Below are 19891 nucleotides of genomic sequence, written 5' to 3' on the forward strand. Positions count from 1 at the left end.
TAGTTATTTAATGGGGGAAATATGCAACTCATCGTAACCAGAAAGCGCGCAAGGCTGGCGGCTAAACGCCAGTTCCTCAAGGCAGCCGATCACCAGTTCAAGCGTGGTGCGCACGGTACAGCCGGGCATCATATGACCGCCGAGCATCGCTCCGTGTTGGTCGGAAACGCAGAGATGAAGATGTTCGCCTGTCTGTTCCAGCGTGCCGTTCAGTGCGATGACTTCAAACTTACCGCTTAGAAGGGGGGTGTTTTCTTGCCCGGCATAGCGCAAAGCGACATCAGTCAGGCTGCCGGTACAACCTGCAATCCACGCGGCGTGGAGTTGTTGTTGCTGCGTGAAGGCGCGCAATTGGGAGAGAACTTCCTGCCCGGGGAGCAGGCGCAGCGCGTAAAAGCGTGCGGAGGAAGAATATGGGTAGGGCAATGTCATCATTGGAGTACTCCGAAACTCGGACGTATTGCGGATAATATCGACGCTGCATCAGTCATATTCTGATATAAGTCAGGGTTTGTGACGGCACAACGAAAAGATTTTGCTACGCTTATTCGTGATTCTGCAAAGTGGAATAAATTCCACAGGGGCGGGGCTGAAAACGTGACGTAAGTCAGATAATTGTCTTCTTTGACTGGACAATCATTCCTTTTATTCCACGTTTCGCTTATCCTAGCTGAAGCGTTTCAGTCGATTAAATGTTCGACAATTAACCAATCAGTCGCAGTTTGCGACAGGTAAGGTTTCCCCGGACGATTTGCTGGATTACTCTGTCTGGCAAATTTGCTCAGGGAAAACCTTGCAGGAGATCTATGACCGTACGCGTAGCGATAAATGGCTTCGGTCGCATCGGGCGTAATGTGGTTCGTGCTTTGTATGAATCCGGACGTCGGGCGGAAATTACCGTGGTGGCAATCAACGAACTGGCGGATGCTGCGGGCATGGCGCATTTGTTGAAATATGACACCAGCCATGGCCGTTTTGCATGGGAAGTACGTCAGGAACGCGATCAACTTTTTGTTGGTGATGACGCCATCCGCGTATTGCATGAACGTTCACTGCAATCGCTCCCCTGGCGCGAACTTGGTGTCGATGTGGTTCTCGACTGCACCGGCGTATATGGCACCCGCGAGCATGGCGAAGCGCATATTGCCGCCGGAGCCAAAAAAGTGCTCTTTTCACATCCTGGCAGTAACGATCTCGACGCGACCGTTGTTTACGGCGTCAATCAGGATCAACTTCGTGCGGAACATCGCATCGTTTCTAACGCTTCCTGTACCACGAATTGCATAATTCCCGTCATCAAATTGTTAGATGATGCGTACGGTATTGAGTCCGGCACAGTGACCACAATTCACTCCGCCATGCACGATCAACAGGTTATTGATGCATACCATCCTGACCTGCGTCGCACCCGGGCAGCCAGCCAGTCGATCATTCCGGTCGATACCAAACTGGCCGCCGGTATCACACGATTTTTTCCGCAATTTAACGATCGCTTTGAAGCGATTGCGGTACGTGTGCCAACCATAAATGTGACGGCAATCGATTTAAGCGTGACGGTGAAGAAACCTGTAAAAACCAATGAAGTCAACCTGTTGCTGCAAAAAGCAGCACAAGGTGCATTTCATGGTATAGTTGACTATACGGAATTGCCGTTGGTCTCTGTAGATTTTAACCACGATCCGCACAGTGCCATTGTCGATGGTACTCAAACCCGGGTCAGTGGCGCACACCTGATCAAAACGTTGGTCTGGTGCGATAACGAATGGGGCTTTGCTAACCGAATGCTCGACACGACGTTAGCTATGGCTACTGTTGCTTTCAGGTAAGACGCAAGCAGCGTCTGCAAAACTTTTAGAATCAACGAGAGGATTCACCATGTCTGTAATTAAGATGACCGATCTGGATCTTGCTGGGAAACGTGTATTTATCCGTGCGGATCTGAACGTACCAGTAAAAGACGGGAAAGTAACCAGCGACGCACGTATCCGTGCTTCTCTGCCGACCATCGAACTGGCTCTGAAACAAGGCGCTAAAGTGATGGTAACTTCCCACCTGGGTCGTCCTACCGAAGGCGAGTACAACGAAGAATTCTCTCTGCTGCCGGTTGTTAACTACCTGAAAGACAAACTGTCTAACCCGGTTCGTCTGGTTAAAGATTACCTCGACGGTGTTGATGTTGCTGAAGGTGAACTGGTTGTTCTGGAAAACGTTCGCTTCAACAAAGGCGAGAAGAAAGACGACGAAACCCTGTCCAAAAAATACGCTGCACTGTGCGACGTATTCGTAATGGACGCATTCGGTACTGCTCACCGCGCGCAAGCTTCTACTCACGGTATCGGTAAATTCGCTGACGTTGCGTGCGCAGGTCCGCTGCTGGCGGCTGAACTGGACGCGCTGGGTAAAGCACTGAAAGAACCAGCTCGCCCGATGGTGGCTATCGTTGGTGGTTCTAAAGTATCTACCAAACTGACCGTTCTGGACTCCCTGTCTAAAATCGCTGACCAGCTGATTGTTGGTGGTGGTATCGCTAACACCTTTATCGCGGCACAAGGCCACGATGTGGGTAAATCCCTATACGAAGCTGACCTGGTTGACGAAGCTAAACGTCTGCTGACCACCTGCAACATCCCGGTTCCGTCTGATGTTCGCGTAGCGACTGAGTTCTCTGAAACCGCACCGGCTACCCTGAAGTCTGTTAACGATGTGAAAGCTGACGAGCAGATCCTGGATATCGGTGATGCTTCCGCTCAGGAACTGGCTGAAATCCTGAAGAATGCGAAAACCATTCTGTGGAACGGTCCGGTTGGCGTGTTCGAATTCCCGAACTTCCGTAAAGGTACTGAAATCGTGGCTAACGCTATCGCAGACAGCGAAGCGTTCTCCATCGCTGGCGGCGGCGACACTCTGGCAGCAATCGACCTGTTCGGCATTGCTGACAAAATCTCCTACATCTCCACTGGCGGCGGCGCATTCCTCGAATTCGTGGAAGGTAAAGTACTGCCTGCAGTAGCGATGCTCGAAGAGCGCGCTAAGAAGTAAAAAATCACAGGGCAGGGAAACCTGCCCTTGTTTCAGCGCGCTTTTAGAGCACGCATTTTTTCATACTCTAAATAATTCGAGTTGCAGGAAGGCGACAAGAGAGTGAATCCCCAGGAGCTTACATAAGTAAGTGACTGGGGTGAGCGAACGCAGACGCAGCACATGCAACTTGAAGTATGACGAGTATAAGGCCCGACGATACAGGACAAGAGACATGTCTAAGATTTTTGATTTCGTAAAACCTGGCGTAATCACTGGTGATGACGTACAGAAAGTTTTCCAGGTAGCAAAAGAAAACAACTTCGCACTGCCAGCAGTAAACTGCGTCGGTACTGACTCCATCAACGCCGTACTGGAAACCGCTGCTAAAGTTAAAGCGCCGGTTATCGTTCAGTTCTCCAACGGTGGTGCTTCCTTTATCGCTGGTAAAGGCGTGAAATCTGACGTTCCGCAGGGTGCTGCTATCCTGGGCGCGATCTCTGGTGCGCATCACGTTCACCAGATGGCTGAACATTATGGTGTTCCGGTTATCCTGCACACCGACCACTGCGCGAAGAAACTGCTGCCGTGGATCGACGGTCTGCTGGACGCGGGTGAAAAACACTTCGCAGCTACCGGCAAGCCGCTGTTCTCTTCTCACATGATCGACCTGTCTGAAGAATCTCTGCAAGAGAACATCGAAATCTGCTCTAAATACCTGGAGCGCATGTCCAAAATCGGCATGACTCTGGAAATCGAACTGGGTTGCACCGGTGGTGAAGAAGATGGCGTGGACAACAGCCACATGGACGCTTCTGCACTGTACACCCAGCCAGAAGACGTTGATTACGCATACACCGAGCTGAGCAAAATCAGCCCGCGTTTCACCATCGCAGCGTCCTTCGGTAACGTACACGGTGTTTACAAGCCGGGTAACGTGGTTCTGACTCCGACCATCCTGCGTGATTCTCAGGAATATGTTTCTAAGAAACACAACCTGCCGCACAACAGCCTGAACTTCGTATTCCACGGTGGTTCCGGTTCTACTGCTCAGGAAATCAAAGACTCCGTAAGCTACGGCGTAGTGAAAATGAACATCGATACCGATACCCAATGGGCAACCTGGGAAGGCGTTCTGAACTACTACAAAGCGAACGAAGCTTATCTGCAGGGTCAGCTGGGTAACCCGAAAGGCGAAGATCAGCCGAACAAGAAATACTACGATCCGCGCGTATGGCTGCGTGCCGGTCAGACTTCGATGATCGCTCGTCTGGAAAAAGCATTCAAGGAACTGAACGCGATCGACGTTCTGTAAGATATTCCTTTCTGCTTATCTCAAGACCCGCTCTGCGGGTCTTTTTTTTCGCCAAAAGCAAGGTGATGGACAGGAGAAATCTGTGATCTATTTGGCAAAGTTATGCTTTATTGTTTACCCTTGTCAGACTGCCCGTCATAAGGCAGCGGAGTGTATTTCTCCATTTTGAGTCAGTTAAAAAGGAATATTGAATGGAAGATTTGAATGTTGTCGATAGCATACACGGTGCAGGTTCGTGGTTGGTGAACAACCAGGCGCTGTTGCTGAGTTATGCTGTAAACATCGTGGCGGCTCTCGCGATCATCATCATTGGTTTGATTATCGCGCGGATGATCTCCAACGCGGTGAATCGCCTGATGATCTCCCGTAACATAGATGCCACCGTTGCTGATTTTATCTCTGCATTAGCCCGATATGCGATTATTGCTTTTACGCTGATCGCAGCGTTAGGTCGTGTGGGGGTACAAACTGCATCGGTTATCGCCGTGCTGGGTGCCGCAGGTTTAGCTGTAGGTTTGGCGTTGCAGGGTTCTCTGTCTAACCTGGCCGCAGGTGTGTTGCTGGTACTGTTCCGTCCGTTCCGTGCCGGTGAATATGTCGACCTCGGCGGTGTTGCCGGTACAGTGCAGAGCGTGCAGATTTTCTCTACGACTATGCGCACTGCAGACGGTAAAATTATCGTTATTCCGAACGGTAAAATTATTGCCGGTAATATTATTAACTTCTCTCGCGAGCCTGCGCGCCGTAACGAATTTATCATTGGTGTGGCGTATGATTCCGATATCGATCAGGTGAAGCAGATCCTGACCGATATTATCCAGTCTGACGATCGCATTTTAAAAGATCGCGAAATGACCGTGCGTCTGAACGAGCTTGGCGCATCCTCGATTAATTTCGTGGTCCGCGTCTGGAGTAACAGCGGCGATCTGCAAAACGTTTACTGGGATGTGCTGGAGCGTATTAAACGCGAGTTTGATGCCGCTGGTATCAGCTTCCCGTATCCGCAAATGGATGTGAATTTTAAGCGGGTGAAAGAGGACAAAGCTGCATAATCAACGCTGAGGCCAGATAATTTATCTGGCCTCTCTCTTATTAGTTATTCTGATTGCCAATTAATAATATCAATTTCCACTAATAACATTCCCGCGCTATATTCTCTGCATCAGATACTTAATTCGGAATATCCAACGTGTTTTCTTATTACTTTCAAGGTCTTGCACTTGGGGCGGCTATGATCCTGCCGCTCGGTCCACAAAATGCTTTTGTGATGAATCAGGGTATTCGCCGCCAGTACCACATTATGATTGCCTTACTTTGTGCAATCAGCGATTTGGTTCTGATTTGCGCCGGGATTTTTGGCGGTAGCGCGTTACTGATGCAGTCACCGTGGTTGCTGGCGCTGGTCACCTGGGGCGGCGTTGCCTTCTTGCTGTGGTATGGTTTTGGCGCTTTTAAAACGGCGATGAGCAGTAATATTGAGCTGGTTAGTGCTGAAGTCATGAAACAGGGACGCTGGAAAATTATTGCCACCATGCTGGCAGTGACCTGGCTGAATCCCCATGTTTATCTGGATACCTTTGTGGTATTGGGGAGCCTCGGCGGGCAGCTCGATGTTGAACCAAAACGCTGGTTTGCGCTTGGGACGATTAGCGCCTCTTTCTTGTGGTTCTTTGGTCTGGCTCTTCTCGCAGCCTGGTTGGCACCGCGTCTGCGTACCGCCAAAGCGCAGCGTATTATTAATATTATTGTTGGTGGCGTAATGTGGTTTATCGCCCTACAGCTGGCGAGAGATGGTATTGCCCATGCACAAGCCTTGTTCAGTTAGGCGCTATCTGATGGAAAATAAAAACAGAGACGCTAAGCTTGCCTACAGAGGTTTTGAATTTTGGGCAAGTAAATAAACACGGAGAGACTAACGTGAAGTTCAAAGTTATCGCCCTGGCGGCATTGATGGGTTTCAGCGGGATGGCAGTACAGGCCAATGAACTACCAGATGGTCCGCACATTGTCACTTCAGGAACGGCAAGCGTAGATGCGGTGCCAGACATTGCCACTCTTGCTATTGAAGTTAATGTGGCCGCGAAGGATGCTGCTACCGCCAAAAAACAAGCGGATGAGCGCGTGGCGCAATATATCTCTTTCCTTGAACTCAATCAGATCGCGAAAAAAGATATCAGTTCTGCGAATTTACGTACCCAGCCAGATTACGATTACCAGGATGGCAAAAGTATTCTGAAAGGCTACCGGGCAGTGAGAACGGTAGAGGTAACAGTTCGTCAGTTAGACAAGCTGAATTCTTTGCTGGATGGCGCGCTGAAGGCTGGTCTTAATGAAATTCGTTCTGTTTCGCTGGGAGTAGCGCAACCGGATGCCTATAAAGATAAAGCGCGTAAGGCTGCGATAGATAACGCGATTCATCAGGCGCAGGAGTTGGCGAATGGCTTTAATCGCAAACTGGGACCGGTGTATAGCGTGCGCTACCATGTTTCCAACTATCAGCCCAGCCCGATGGTTCGGATGATGAAAGCTGATGCCGCGCCGGTTTCTACTCAGGAAACTTACGAGCAGGCCGCTATTCAGTTTGATGACCAGGTGGATGTGGTCTTCCAGTTAGAACCCGTTGATCAGCAACCGGCAAAAACACCTACCGCACAATAATACATTTAGCCCGACTCATTTGTCGGGCTAATGTCTTCACCTTATATCGTCTCCTTTTTCTGTAATTTTCTGTAAAACCATGATGCAATTACCTATCTTTGCTCGCGATATCATCAAAGATTGAATAACTGAAACGGTTAAGCGGACAGTGATGTTTGGGGAGAGGGTATGGATATTTTTATTTCAAAAAAGATGCGCAATTTTATTTTATTAGCGCAAACCAATAATATTGCCAGGGCAGCAGAAAAAATACATATGACGGCTTCACCGTTTGGCAAAAGTATTGCCGCGCTGGAGGAACAAATTGGTTATACGCTGTTTACCCGTAAAGATAACAACATTAGTCTCAATAAAGCCGGACAGGAACTTTATCAAAAACTATTTCCGGTTTACCAACGACTTTCTGCTATTGATAATGAAATTCATAATTCCGGGCGTCATTCTCATGAAATTGTCATTGGCATCGATAATACGTATCCGACGATTATTTTTGATCAGCTAATCAGTCTTGGTGATAAATATGAAGGGGTGACTGCCCAGCCGGTTGAGTTTAGCGAAAATGGGGTTATCGATAATCTCTTCTACCGCCAGTTTGATTTTATTATCTCTCCGCAGCATGTATCCGCCCGTGTTAAGGGGCTGGAAAATCTAACTATCAGCGAGCTGTCGCCGCTGCGACTGGGGTTTCTTGTTTCCCGCCGTTTTGAAGAACGTCAGGAGCAGGAGTTATTACAGGAGTTACCGTGGTTACAGATGCGCTTTCAGAACCGCGCTAACTATGAAGCGATGATTGATGCGAACATGCGCCCTTGTGGGATCAATCCAACAATCATTTATCGCCCCTACAGTTTTATGGCCAAAATCAGCGCCGTTGAGCGCGGACATTTTCTGACAGTCATTCCACATTTTGCCTGGCGACTGGTGAATCCAGCAACGCTGAAATATTTCGATGCACCGCATACGCCAATGTATATGCAGGAATACCTCTATTCACTGAAAAATCATCGCTATACCGCCACGATACTACAGCAAATTGCTGAAGATCGTGATGGTACGAGCAATTAACCCAACATTGAACCCGTTTCGATCAAGTTACGATGCAGATCGAAAACGTGGCTAAGATCGTGGTGAATATGCCCTCCTGGGGCATTTTCCAGATAGCGATGCAAATAGTCACGGTACATGGGATGGGCGCAGTTATCGATGATAGCGCGTGCGCGTTGAAGTGGAGAGAGGCCGCGCAGGTCGGCGATCCCTTGTTCAGTGATGATCACTTTCACGCTGTGCTCGCTGTGATCAACATGACTACACATCGGCACGATGGTTGATATTTTTCCTTCTTTGGCGATCGACGGCGCCATAAAGATTGACAGATAAGCATTGCGTTCAAAATCACCGCTGCCGCCGATACCGTTCATTAAATTAACTCCGGCAACATGCGTTGAGTTGGCGTGCCCGTAAATATCAAACTCCAGGCCGACGTTCAGAGCGATAACACCAAGGCGGCGGATAATTTCCGGGTTATTGGAAATCTCCTGCGGACGTAACACAATCCGACAGGAGAAATAGTCCATATTGTCATAAATCTTGCGCAGTGAATCGGCGGAGATAGTCAGACTGGAGGCGCTGGCTCCGGTGATTTTTCCGGTTTCCAGAAGATGAACTACTGATTCCTGTAGCACTTCCGAATACATCATAAACGGTGGAATATCCGGGTTATCCCCGAGACGCGCCATTACCGCATTATTGATGTTGCCTACCCCACTTTGCAGTGGCAGAAATTCCGGCGGAATGCGCCCCTGTGCCATTTCACGCAATAAGAAGGTAACCACATTGTCGGCGATCTGTTGGCACATGGGATTTTGCTTATCCAGCAGCTTACCTGCATCAGGTAAGTTGGTTTCCACGACCGCAACAATCTTTTTCGGATCAATTTGCACATAACGAGTACCGACGCGATCCATCGCATGGAAGATCGAAACGCTATTGCGTCGCGGTGGTGCGCCAGGAATCACAATATCCGCCAGTTCCGCAACGCGCGGATCATGATAGTGATTGAGTTCAATGATTACTTTCTTGGCCCGCAGTAACCAGGTCGGAGCGTTACCGATCCCACTGGTTAACCAGACACGTCCATCTGGCTCAATGGCTGAGGCTTCAATTACCGCAACATCAATGTCGCCGAAGAAGCCGTAGTTAACCATTTGCGCGACTTCGCTCAAGTGTAGATCAACAAAACTGACTGCCCCCTGATTGATCTTTTGGCGTAACCCAGATGATGTTTGATACGGAGCGCGCCATGAAACGGCGTTAGCTTCAGAGAGCACGTCATCGGCGGCGGCGCTAATTGACGCGCCGGTTAGCAGGCGAATCTGGTACGGTTTTTTCGCCTCATGTTGTTCGTTGGCACGATGAGCAATAGCGACAGGTAGAGCTTTAGGTGAACCCGCAGGGGTAAAGCCGCTGAATGCTACCATATCATTGTGCTGGATAATTTCCGCCGCTTCATCGGCGGTCATCCTTGCCCAGATCATATTCATCTTTTACTCCTTCATTCGCTGAGCATTAATGACCGACGAAATTAGGTTTACGTTTTTCCAGGAAAGCATTCATACCTTCCTGATAATCCTCGCTGTCATAAACCGCTCGGCGCATCCCCTGAATACGTTCAAATTCGTCTGAATTCATCGTGTGCGCCTCGCCCAGCACGCGCAGTTCTTCCTTGATTACCGCGATCGCCAGCGGTGCTTTTTCGGAAATGTGGTGCGCCATTTGCAGGGTGAAATCTTCCAGCTCGCTGATGTCAACAACGTGGTTGAGAATGCCAACAGCCAGCGCGCGTTGGGCGGTGACTGGCGAAGCGGTAAAAATCAGTTCTTTGACGATGTGGAAGCCCGCGTCGCGGGTCAGGTTGTGGATGCCCACCAGGTTATACGGTACGCCAAGGTTAACTGGGGTCATTGAGAAGGTCGACGTGCTGGCAGCGATGATCAGATCGGAACTCATGATCATTTCAAAAGCACCTCCCCAGACGCTACCTTCGACCATCGAAATGATCGGTTTGGGGCATTTTTGGATCATACGGGTAATTTGCCGTAGCGGATCATCGTAAGAGAGAGGATCGCGACCGCCTGATGGCAGTTCATGGATGTCGTGGCCTGCGGAGAAGACTTTGGAACCACTCGGAGCACGCAGAATGATACAACGAATTTCCGGTCGGTTGAGATCGCTTAGTGCCTGGATCAGGTCGTCAATAAAGACTTTACTCAATGCATTGAGTTTGCGGCCATAGTTAAACTCAATGACCGCAACTTTGTTGATGATAATGACATTAACATACTGATAAGACATAAAAATTCCTTTATTCAAAATATTGAGTCTGGATAAATTCACTGAGCTGCCGCAAGCCAGTGCGCGGCGAGAGAGTATTGTTTTTGACTGCTAATAGCGTCTGGCGGTAATAACGATCGAAATCTTCATTCGCGAACAGGTGGTGCAGCACTTCTTCTTCGGTTTGTTTACGCAGCCATTCCACCGATTGTTGTTGCCGCATTTGTTGCAAACGACCGCTGGCGGTAAGTGCGGTTTTGAAATCGATAATTGCGCGCCAAATCTCATCGATACCGCATTTTTCCAGCGCGCTACAGGTGAGAACCTGCGGCTGCCATTCGTCATATTTGCGACGCAGAATATGCAGAGCGCCCTCGTACATGTGGCGGGCAATGGCGACATTCGCGTGGTTATCGCCATCGTCTTTGTTAATGACAATCAGATCTGCCATCTCCATCAGTCCCTTTTTAATGCCCTGGAGATCATCACCACCACCGGCGATTTGCAGTGAGATAAAACAGTCCACCATGCGGGCGACTTCGGTTTCCGACTGCCCGACGCCGACGGTTTCAACGATCACCACGTCATAACCTGCCGCCTCGCATAACAGCATTAACTCCCGCGCCCGCTGGCTGGCGCCGCCCAGATGACCGGATGACGGAACCGGGCGAATAAATGCCGCATCGGCACGCGCCAGTTCGGTCATCCGAGTCTTATCGCCAAGAATGCTGCCACCGGTCACTGGGCTGCTGGGATCGACGGCAATCACCGCGACTTTCAGCCCCTGGCGAATCAGCAACATACCGAAGGCTTCAAGAAAGGTACTTTTCCCCGCGCCAGGTGTGCCGGTAACGCCCAGGCGTAGTGCATTACCACAAAACGGCATGATGGCGTCGAGCAACTGAGTGCTTAGTTCCAGATGACGTGGATGACGGCTTTCTACCAGCGTCATCGCCTGGGCGAGCGTGGCACGCTCACCCTGACGTAAGCGCCGAATGTTGTCTGCCAGCGTGGCTTCGTTAATCATGACGCTGGCTAATCCGATTCAGTACATCACGTACGCTGTCGAGCATGGGCGTACCTGGACCATAAATCGCCGCCACGCCGCGTTCTTGCAGGAAGGCATAATCCTGCGGTGGAATAACGCCGCCAGCGACTACGCAGATATCTTCGCGTCCCCATTTTTTGAGGGCTTCTACCAGTTCCGGGATCAGCGTTTTATGCCCGGCAGCGAGTGAGGACGCGCCCACCACATGAACGTCGTTTTCCACCGCCAGGCGGGAGATCTCTTCTGGTGTCGAGAACATCGGACTTAAATCAACGTCAAATCCAAGATCGGAATAGGCGCTGGCAATGACTTTGGCCCCGCGATCGTGTCCATCCTGCCCCATTTTGGCGATCAGGATGCGCGGGCGACGGCCGTTATCCGCGAGGAACTGTTCCGTTTGCGCAACAATGGCATCAAATTCGCAAGCTGATTTTTCCGACTGATGATAGCTTTGCGCAATCACGCTGGTAACACATTGGCTCGGCACCAGATAACGGTCAAAAGCGGCTTCCAGCGCATCGGAGATTTCACCCAATGTCGCGCGAACGCGTGCCGCATTAATAGCAGCAGCCAGCAGGTTTCCGTTTTGCAGTGCCGCATTAGTCAGAGCATTCAGTGCGGCGGTTACGGCAGCATCATCGCGGGTGGCGCGAATGCGCTCCAGTGAAGCAATCTGCTCGTTACGTACCATCACGTTGTCTATCTCAAGGACATCGGTTTCGTCTTCGTGATCCAGCTTGTACTTGTTAACGCCAACAATCACGCGTTTGCCCTGATCGATCAGTGACTGCTCACGCGCAGACGCTTCTTCGATCATGCGTTTTGGCAAACCCGCTTCGATCGCTTTCGCCATACCCCCGGCTTCGTCGATCTGAGCGATGATGGATCGAGCTTGTTTGACGATCTGATCGGTCAACGACTCAACGTAATAAGATCCGGCCAGCGGATCGACGGTGCGGCAGATTTCTGACTCTTCCTGAATGATTATCTGAGTATTACGGGCTATACGTGCCGAGAAGTCGGTTGGCAGTCCAAGTGCCTCATCAAAAGCGTTGGTATGCAGTGATTGTGTCCCGCCAAGTGTGGCGCCCAACGCTTCAATGGTGGTGCGGATAACGTTGTTATAGGGATCTTGCTCGGTGAGACTCCAGCCTGAGGTCTGACAGTGGGTGCGCAGTGCCAGTGATTTCGGATCTTTGGCTCCAAATCCACTTACCGCCTCACTCCAGAGATAACGTGCGGCGCGCAGCATGGCGACGTTCATGAAAAGATCCATACCGATGCCAAAGAAGAACGACAGGCGCGGGGCAAAGTCGTCAATTTTCAGGCCAGCAGAAAGTGCCGCTTTGATGTACTCAATTCCATCAGCGAGAGTAAACGCCACCTGCTGCACGCAGTTGGCTCCCGCTTCGCCCATGTGGTAACCGCTAATACTGATGGTATTAAAGCGCGGCATATTGCCGGAACACCAGGCGATGATGTCAGCGATAATACGCATCGACGGTTTTGGCGGATAAATGTAAGTATTGCGGCAGAGGTACTCTTTCAGAATGTCGTTCTGGATGGTGCCTGTGAGTTTATCGGGTGTAACGCCTTGCTCTTCAGCGGCCACAATATAAAACGCCAGTACTGGCAGGACTGCCCCGTTCATAGTCATCGAAACCGACATTTGATCCAGCGGGATCTGGTCGAATAGCACCTTCATATCTTCAACGGTGTCGATAGCGACGCCTGCTTTACCGACGTCGCCTGAAACGCGCGGATTGTCAGAGTCGTAACCACGGTGGGTGGCGAGGTCAAAAGCAACGGAAAGACCCTTTTGCCCGGCAGCGAGGTTACGGCGATAAAAGGCGTTAGATTCTTTTGCCGTGGAGAAACCGGCATACTGACGAATAGTCCACGGTTGAGCGGTATACATGGTGGCACGTGGACCACGAACGTAGGGCGGCAAGCCTGGAAGGGTGCCGGTTACTTCCAGATTGTCGAGATCGGCTTCGGTATACAGCGGCTTGATGGCTATCCCTTCCGCCGTTTGCCGTACCAGTGAGTCGACGTTTTTCTCCCGACGGCTCAATTCCTTGTTGGCAAGTTGTTGCCATTCCTGCACGTTAGACATTATTTGCTCCATAAAACGCAATCAAATTGGTGGGATGCGCTTACGGTGAGCTTTTTACACGGGGTTGTCGCCAGCAAAAAAAATGCATTGGGACGTCGTTTTTTGCCGCGTGAGATTTGTCTGTTTCGTGACGTTGTTCAAAGAAGATAAAAAGAAAAAAGGAAAATGCCTGATATGTGCTATCAGGCATTAAGTGATTGATTAATCCTGACGAAGTACTTTGTGACCATAGTCTAGTAAAGCATCAGTGACTTTACGCATCATGCGGCTTTCTGGGGCAAAGCGGTGCCAGTAGAGCATTCGCCGTTGAAACAGCCCTGGCGTAAGGTCGATCAGCTCGCCGCTCGCCAGTTCTTTCTCAATTTGCAGGTGTGGGATCATACAGCAGGTTGTTCCCTGGCGAGCGAGTTGAACGAAGGCTTCAGACGAGTTAACGATATGGCACGGTACGCTACCTGGCGGCAGATCGAAGTTTTGCTGCAAAAATGCCTGGTGCATATCGTCAAGATGGTCAAACGCCACCACCGGTGCCTTGAGCAGCGCGGAGCGGCTTACTCCGTTAGGGAAGTATTTCTCAGCAAATGGTCTGGAGCTGACGAACAGATAGTCAAGCGCGCCAAGTTTATCGACAAGACAACTGGGCAGCGCCTGATGTTGAATACTCACCGCGCCAACTACTTCACCGCGACGCAGGCGTTCCTGGGTGCGGGTTTCATCTTCCACCTGCAAGTTCAGACGAATAGGCGAATCAGCCAGCACCGGAGCCAGCGCCGGTAGCAGCCAGGTTGCCAGACTGTCTGCGTTGACCGCCAGTGAAAGCAGCAGCGGGGTTGAACCGGTTTGTTCATCCCCCAGCCACTCTTCTTCCAGCAATTCCACCTGGCGAAGCAGTGCCAGCAGTTTTTGCCCTTGTTCTGTAGGTCGCGGCGGGACAGTACGCACTAATAACGGCTGCCCGAACATATTTTCCAGCTGCTTAATGCGCTGTGAGACGGCTGATTGCGTAATGCACAATTTCTGTGCCGCGCGCTCAAATCCTCGTTCACGTATTACCGCATCCAGTGCCTGTAATGTTCTGTAGTCCGGGCGTTTCATTGCTTTAACCTGCTCCTCAAATTTTCTTATGCCGAACTATGACATAATTTTGCTTTGGGTACAGAGCATTTAACGTATACAAAAGCAGCCATAATGGAAATTTTGACTGACAATACCGTGTTTTTTTAGTCTTTGTAGAGCGTAAAGGCAACGTTCTGTGGGCGAGATGCTAACAATAGATGTTATTTTTATTATTAATATTATCAATTGGTTGTATTGAAGTGCTTCACCTTTATCGGCGTAGTTTCAGATATGCAGAATGGGGGATAGAAGGGTAATCCTGATACCTCCTGATACCCAGATTTGCCAGGGTGAAAGAGGATGCCCGCCATTGCCTGTTATTTCATGGATGAGTTATCCGCACGACTTGCTGACGGGGTCTGAATCGCTTTTTTTGTATATAATGCGTCTGAAATTTCATACCACAGGCGAAACGATCATGACGCAGGATGAATTGAAAAAAGCAGTAGGATGGGCGGCACTTCAGTATGTTCAGCCCGGAACCATTGTTGGTGTTGGTACAGGTTCCACCGCCGCACACTTTATTGATGCACTCGGCACGATGAAAGGTCAGATTGAAGGGGCAGTTTCCAGCTCGGATGCATCCACTGAAAAACTAAAAAGCCTTGGCATTCATGTGTTTGACCTCAATGAAGTTGACAGCCTCGGCATCTACGTTGACGGTGCAGATGAAATCAACGGCCATATGCAGATGATCAAAGGCGGCGGCGCGGCGCTGACGCGTGAAAAAATCATTGCTTCGGTTGCAGAGAAATTTATCTGCATCGCGGACGCCTCCAAGCAGGTCGATATTCTGGGCAAATTCCCGTTGCCGGTGGAAGTGATTCCGATGGCGCGTAGTGCAGTGGCTCGTCAACTGGTGAAACTTGGTGGTCGTCCGGAATATCGTCAGGGCGTGGTGACTGATAACGGCAACGTGATCCTCGACGTCCACGGTATGGAAATCCTTGATCCGGTGGCGATGGAAAATGCGATTAACGCGATTCCGGGTGTGGTTACTGTTGGTCTGTTTGCCAACCGTGGCGCGGACGTCGCGCTGATTGGCACGCCTGACGGCGTTAAAACCATTGTGAAATGATCTGACGGGGGAGTTCGTCCCCCGTTAAAAATTTTTTGCATTGTTAAATTTGGTGACATCTATCACGTTTTTAACTCACTTTTGCCTAACACGCTAAAGAACGTCTCATCTTCAGCATTTTCTTCTGTTAATCAACCTCTCGTGATATTTCCTCAACATCGCGACGCAAACGTTCATATTGCCGCAATATTATTTTTTGATATGTTGAAAGGCGGATGCAAATCCACACACAACATTTCAAAGACAGGATTGGGTAAATGGCAAAGGTATCGCTGGAGAAAGACAAGATTAAGTTTCTGCTGGTAGAAGGCGTGCACCAAAAGGCGCTGGAAAGTCTTCGCGCGGCAGGTTACACCAACATCGAATTTCATAAAGGCGCGCTGGATGATGAACAATTAAAAGAATCCATCCGCGATGCCCACTTCATCGGCCTGCGATCCCGAACCCATCTGACCGAAGAAGTGATCAATGCCGCAGAAAAGCTGGTCGCTATTGGCTGTTTTTGCATAGGCACAAACCAGGTTGATTTAAATGCTGCGGCAAAACGCGGGATTCCGGTATTTAACGCACCGTTTTCGAATACGCGTTCTGTCGCTGAGCTGGTGATTGGTGAACTTCTGCTGCTATTGCGCGGAGTGCCGGAAGCCAACGCCAAAGCGCACCGTGGCGTGTGGAACAAACTGGCGGCGGGGTCTTTTGAAGCGCGCGGCAAAAAGCTGGGTATCATTGGTTATGGTCATATCGGTACGCAGCTTGGCATTCTGGCGGAGTCGCTGGGGATGTATGTTTACTTCTATGATATTGAAAACAAACTGCCGCTGGGTAACGCGACGCAGGTGCAACATCTTTCCGACTTGCTGAATATGAGCGACGTGGTGAGCCTGCATGTGCCTGAAAACCCGTCTACCAAAAACATGATGGGCGCGAAAGAGATCTCACTGATGAAGCCCGGCTCGCTGCTGATTAACGCTTCGCGCGGTACTGTGGTCGATATTCCGGCGCTGTGTGACGCACTGGCGAGCAAACATCTGGCTGGTGCGGCAATCGATGTATTCCCAACAGAACCAGCGACCAACAGCGATCCGTTTACTTCTCCGCTGTGCGAATTCGACAACGTCCTGCTGACGCCGCACATTGGCGGTTCGACTCAGGAAGCGCAGGAGAATATCGGCCTGGAAGTTGCGGGTAAATTGATCAAGTACTCTGACAATGGCTCCACGCTCTCTGCGGTGAACTTCCCGGAAGTCTCGCTGCCGCTGCACGGTGGCCGCCGTCTGATGCACATCCACGAAAACCGTCCGGGCGTGCTGACTGCGCTGAACAAAATCTTTGCCGAGCAGGGCGTTAACATCGCCGCGCAGTATCTGCAAACGTCTGCTCAGATGGGCTACGTAGTTATTGATATTGAAGCAGATGAAGACGTTGCTGAAAAAGCATTACAGGCAATGAAAGCGATTCCGGGCACCATTCGCGCCCGTCTGCTGTACTGATTTCCCTTCTCTGACAAACAACGGGCAGGTCGCTGACTTGCCCGTTTTTTATCTCTTTTCCCGCGCTTATAACTGTATTTGCAGTGTGCTGCAATCGCCTTTGCGAGTCTGCTCGAAGAAATAAATCAAAGCCAGATCAATGCGTTGCCTTTATTCGAAGAGGATTTACGATGGCGGGACAGCACAGGGCTGTAACGGTAAAGCCCTCACCGAAGCGAGGGCTTGAAGGAGAAGGGTTATGATGCGACTTGTCATCATACTGATTGTACTGTTACTCATAAGTTTCCCAGCTTATTAACAGTCAGTCTCAGGGGAGGAGCAATCCTCCCTTACCCTTACTCACTAAATTAGGTTAAAGAATCAACGATGTCAATCAGGGCGATGCGGGGTGCATCGCCCTGAACCGATCTTTTGGATAGCCACTTCATCGCCCGCGTTAACTGCCGTAATTAATCCCTTATCCCTGCAATGTATGTCTGCCTTACATAACGTTTTACGAGTGCGCTCGAAGAAAAGATTTAAAGGTAGATCAATGCGTTGTGGTTATTTAAAGAGAGTTTACGATGGCAGGGCAGCATGGGGCTGTAACGGTAAAGCCCTCACCGAAGCGAGGGCTTAAAGGAGAAGGGTTATGATGCGACTTGTCATCATACTGATTGTACTGTTACTGATAAGTTTCGGAGCTTATTAACAGTCAGTCACAGGGAGGAGTAATCCTCCCTTACCCTTACTCACTAAATTAGGTCAAAGAATCAACGATGTCAATCAGGGCGATGCAGGTGTATCGCCCTCACCACTCCCAGACTTTCGACGGTGTAACCACCGCAGGCAGTGGGATATCCCACTCTTCAACCGGCAGTTTTTCTACTAACTGGCAATCATGCGCATAACCTACCGGCTGCATTTTGTAGTGCTGCCAGTTTTGCAATGTCCGATCATAAAAACCGCCGCCCATTCCCAGGCGTTGACCGTACTCATCAAAGGCTACCAGCGGCGTGACCAGCACATCTAACCGGGAAAGGGGAAGCACATCGCGCACGTCCAGTTTCGGCTCGTGGATCTTCAATCTGTTCATCACCAATTCGCTTTGCGGATGGTAATTCAGGAACAGTAAGTTACCAGCACTAAAAGGGTGTAAAACTGGAAGATACACGCGCTTACCGGCACGCCACAGTTGTTCTATGAGCGGTTGGGTGTCGAGCTCGCCATCAAAAGAGAGGAATACAGCGACCGTATGCGCCATCACCACCGGGGGATAAGTCATCATCCGGGTAGCGGCTTGTTGACCCATTTCTTGCTGTTGTTCCGGCGTTAACGCACGACGACGTTGCCGAATCATTTTGCGGATTTCTTGTCGGGATAATGTCAGAGGGAGTTCTGGTAGTTGCGTCATGGCTGGTGCCAGGTAAGAAGGGAATCTCCGAGATGCCGCCGCAGGCTGTAACCCTTGAACCCTTGGTTCAAGGTGAATGTGTCGTCGCAGTTTTAAGGCTTCTCGGACGAACCGAGCATGCTCACCAACCACGGAGCGCCACATTCTTGTGGTATGAAATATCGGCTCAGGGGACTGGCCCGCTTGCGAACATCTCAGAGAAATTTTGTCTTCACGGTTACTCTACCACAGTAAACCGAAAAGTGTCATTCAAAGTTTTGGTTCGTTTTTTCGGTGATGCGACCTTGTTCAAGTAACGCTTGTTCTATGGTCTGTTGCAGCATCCGAATACGCTGTTCCATACTTGCCGCGTAGTCACGAGTCTTCGCTTTTTCTTGCGCTAACTCATAGCTGATATTCAATGCAGCAATGAAGACCAACTGTTCAGTATTTGTGACTCTAGTGCGTTCTTTCAGATCTTGCAACCGCTGATTCAGATCGTCTGCGGCCTGATTCAACGCATCCCTTTGGTCAGGCGGGCAGTTCACACGCAGTGAACGGCCAAAAATTTGGATATCGACGGGTTGTGCAGACATGCCACCTTCCTGCTGATTGACTGCGCTTCCTTCGTCTTCAGACTCATGGTCTGCGAAGGGGCGAACTATAGCTACCCTGATGAGAAGAGACAAGCCCTTTTCTGGTTCACCAGGGTCCAAAGTGGTAGCATATCATGAATCTTCCTCCCTTTGATGACGAATGCTTATGTCTATACAGAACGAAATGCCTGGTTACAACGAAATGAACCAGTATCTGAACCAACAAGGGACGGGTCTGACCCCTGCTGAGATGCACGGTTTAATCAGCGGGATGATTTGCGGTGGCAATGACGACAGTTCATGGTTGCCGCTGCTTCACGACCTGACGAACGAAGGCATGGCTTTCGGTCATGAGCTGGCACAGGCATTGCGCAAAATGCACTCAGCCACCAGCGATGCCCTGCAGGATGACGGCTTCCTTTTTCAGCTTTATCTGCCTGATGGCGATGATGTCAGCGTTTTCGATCGCGCTGATGCGCTGGCAGGCTGGGTAAATCACTTCCTGCTTGGTCTTGGCGTGACTCAGCCGAAGCTGGATAAAGTGACTGGCGAAACCGGTGAAGCCATCGACGATCTGCGTAACATCGCGCAACTGGGATATGACGAAGACGAAGATCAGGAAGAGCTGGAAATGTCGCTTGAAGAGATCATCGAGTACGTCCGTGTTGCTGCGCTGTTATGCCACGACACCTTTACTCATCCGCAACCGACCGCGCCAGAAGTACAAAAACCGACTCTACACTAAAAACAAAAA

At 50.2% G+C, this 19891-nt stretch carries 20 protein-coding genes and 1 other RNA gene; 12 read left to right on the top strand and 9 right to left on the bottom strand.

Annotation, left to right across the window (positions count from 1 at the left end; all coding sequences use genetic code 11):
• Nucleotides 1-3: 3 nt before the first annotated feature.
• A complete protein-coding gene (locus LG381_RS08525; RefSeq protein WP_225762279.1) occupies nt 4-435 on the bottom strand; it encodes a PPC domain-containing DNA-binding protein in 432 nt (143 codons plus the stop codon).
• A gap of 371 nt (nt 436-806) precedes the next feature.
• Here LG381_RS08525 and epd point away from each other — a divergent pair, with 371 nt between their 5' ends.
• The 7 genes from epd to LG381_RS08560 all read left to right on the top strand — a co-directional run bounded on the left by epd (nt 807) and on the right by LG381_RS08560 (nt 8056).
• A complete protein-coding gene (epd, locus tag LG381_RS08530) occupies nt 807-1826 on the top strand; it encodes an erythrose-4-phosphate dehydrogenase (protein WP_225762280.1) in 1020 nt (339 codons plus the stop codon).
• 49 nt (nt 1827-1875) lie between these two features.
• Nucleotides 1876-3039, top strand: coding sequence for a phosphoglycerate kinase (gene pgk, locus LG381_RS08535; protein WP_000111269.1), 1164 nt, complete (start codon nt 1876-1878; stop codon nt 3037-3039).
• 214 nt (nt 3040-3253) lie between these two features.
• Nucleotides 3254-4333, top strand: a complete 1080-nt coding sequence (gene fbaA / locus LG381_RS08540) for a class II fructose-bisphosphate aldolase (RefSeq protein WP_225762281.1) — start codon at nt 3254-3256, stop codon at nt 4331-4333.
• 191 nt (nt 4334-4524) lie between these two features.
• Nucleotides 4525-5385 (top strand): small-conductance mechanosensitive channel MscS, encoded by an 861-nt coding sequence (gene mscS / locus LG381_RS08545; RefSeq protein WP_000389806.1) that lies wholly within the window; start codon nt 4525-4527, stop codon nt 5383-5385.
• Nucleotides 5386-5522: 137 nt separating this feature from the next.
• Nucleotides 5523-6158, top strand: a complete 636-nt coding sequence (gene argO, locus LG381_RS08550) for an arginine exporter ArgO (RefSeq protein WP_000493354.1) — start codon at nt 5523-5525, stop codon at nt 6156-6158.
• Between the two features lie 92 nt (nt 6159-6250).
• A complete protein-coding gene (locus tag LG381_RS08555; protein ID WP_000669825.1) occupies nt 6251-6991 on the top strand; it encodes an oxidative stress defense protein in 741 nt (246 codons plus the stop codon).
• A gap of 168 nt (nt 6992-7159) precedes the next feature.
• A complete protein-coding gene (locus LG381_RS08560; protein WP_000350788.1) occupies nt 7160-8056 on the top strand; it encodes a LysR family transcriptional regulator in 897 nt (298 codons plus the stop codon).
• Here LG381_RS08560 and scpC read toward each other — a convergent pair.
• The 5 genes from scpC to argP form a co-directional block, all read right to left on the bottom strand.
• On the bottom strand, nt 8053-9531 hold the full coding sequence (gene scpC, locus LG381_RS08565; protein ID WP_001056014.1) for a propionyl-CoA:succinate CoA transferase: 1479 nt from the start codon (nt 9529-9531) through the stop codon (nt 8053-8055). The genes LG381_RS08560 and scpC overlap by 4 nt on opposite strands.
• Nucleotides 9532-9556: 25 nt before the next feature.
• Nucleotides 9557-10342, bottom strand: coding sequence for a methylmalonyl-CoA decarboxylase (gene scpB / locus LG381_RS08570; RefSeq protein ID WP_000122066.1), 786 nt, complete (start codon nt 10340-10342; stop codon nt 9557-9559).
• 10 nt (nt 10343-10352) lie between these two features.
• Nucleotides 10353-11348 carry a methylmalonyl Co-A mutase-associated GTPase MeaB gene (gene meaB, locus LG381_RS08575; protein WP_000606488.1) on the bottom strand — a complete coding sequence of 332 codons (996 nt, stop codon included), beginning with the start codon at nt 11346-11348 and terminating at the stop codon, nt 10353-10355.
• The gene (gene scpA / locus LG381_RS08580) at nt 11341-13485 is read right to left on the bottom strand and encodes a methylmalonyl-CoA mutase (RefSeq protein WP_225762282.1); all 2145 of its coding nucleotides are present in this window, start codon (nt 13483-13485) and stop codon (nt 11341-11343) included. Before scpA ends, meaB begins: the two co-directional genes overlap by 8 nt.
• A 201-nt stretch (nt 13486-13686) precedes the next feature.
• Nucleotides 13687-14580, bottom strand: coding sequence for a DNA-binding transcriptional regulator ArgP (argP, locus tag LG381_RS08585; protein WP_000828352.1), 894 nt, complete (start codon nt 14578-14580; stop codon nt 13687-13689).
• 439 nt (nt 14581-15019) lie between these two features.
• Between argP and rpiA the strand changes: the two genes are divergently transcribed.
• The 4 genes from rpiA (at nt 15020) to ibsC (LG381_RS08605) (ending at nt 17860) form a co-directional block, all read left to right on the top strand.
• Nucleotides 15020-15679 (top strand): ribose-5-phosphate isomerase RpiA, encoded by a 660-nt coding sequence (gene rpiA / locus LG381_RS08590; protein ID WP_024191163.1) that lies wholly within the window; start codon nt 15020-15022, stop codon nt 15677-15679.
• A 257-nt stretch (nt 15680-15936) separates the two neighbouring features.
• On the top strand, nt 15937-17169 hold the full coding sequence (gene serA / locus LG381_RS08595) for a phosphoglycerate dehydrogenase (RefSeq protein ID WP_001151617.1): 1233 nt from the start codon (nt 15937-15939) through the stop codon (nt 17167-17169).
• Nucleotides 17170-17407: 238 nt separating this feature from the next.
• On the top strand, nt 17408-17467 hold the full coding sequence (ibsC, locus tag LG381_RS08600) for a type I toxin-antitoxin system toxin IbsC (RefSeq protein WP_071525914.1): 60 nt from the start codon (nt 17408-17410) through the stop codon (nt 17465-17467).
• Between the two features lie 333 nt (nt 17468-17800).
• A complete protein-coding gene (ibsC, locus tag LG381_RS08605; RefSeq protein WP_071524576.1) occupies nt 17801-17860 on the top strand; it encodes a type I toxin-antitoxin system toxin IbsC in 60 nt (19 codons plus the stop codon).
• 99 nt (nt 17861-17959) lie between these two features.
• Here the strand turns inward: ibsC (LG381_RS08605) and LG381_RS08610 are convergent, their stop codons facing one another.
• From LG381_RS08610 to zapA, 3 genes are all read right to left on the bottom strand, one after another.
• Nucleotides 17960-18562 carry a 5-formyltetrahydrofolate cyclo-ligase gene (locus tag LG381_RS08610; protein ID WP_000192749.1) on the bottom strand — a complete coding sequence of 201 codons (603 nt, stop codon included), beginning with the start codon at nt 18560-18562 and terminating at the stop codon, nt 17960-17962.
• A gap of 20 nt (nt 18563-18582) precedes the next feature.
• Nucleotides 18583-18766, bottom strand: a non-coding RNA gene (gene ssrS / locus LG381_RS08615) — 6S RNA.
• Nucleotides 18767-18807: 41 nt separating this feature from the next.
• Nucleotides 18808-19137: a cell division protein ZapA gene (gene zapA / locus LG381_RS08620; RefSeq protein ID WP_001276008.1), complete on the bottom strand. Its 330-nt coding sequence runs from the start codon at nt 19135-19137 to the stop codon at nt 18808-18810.
• A 166-nt stretch (nt 19138-19303) separates the two neighbouring features.
• Between zapA and ygfB the strand changes: the two genes are divergently transcribed.
• Nucleotides 19304-19882 carry a UPF0149 family protein YgfB gene (ygfB, locus tag LG381_RS08625; RefSeq protein WP_001295378.1) on the top strand — a complete coding sequence of 193 codons (579 nt, stop codon included), beginning with the start codon at nt 19304-19306 and terminating at the stop codon, nt 19880-19882.
• Nucleotides 19883-19891 lie beyond the last annotated feature (9 nt).

It is taken from the genome of Escherichia sp. Marseille-Q3837 (assembly GCF_916618735.1).
In the GTDB taxonomy this organism is placed as follows: domain Bacteria; phylum Pseudomonadota; class Gammaproteobacteria; order Enterobacterales; family Enterobacteriaceae; genus Escherichia; species Escherichia ruysiae.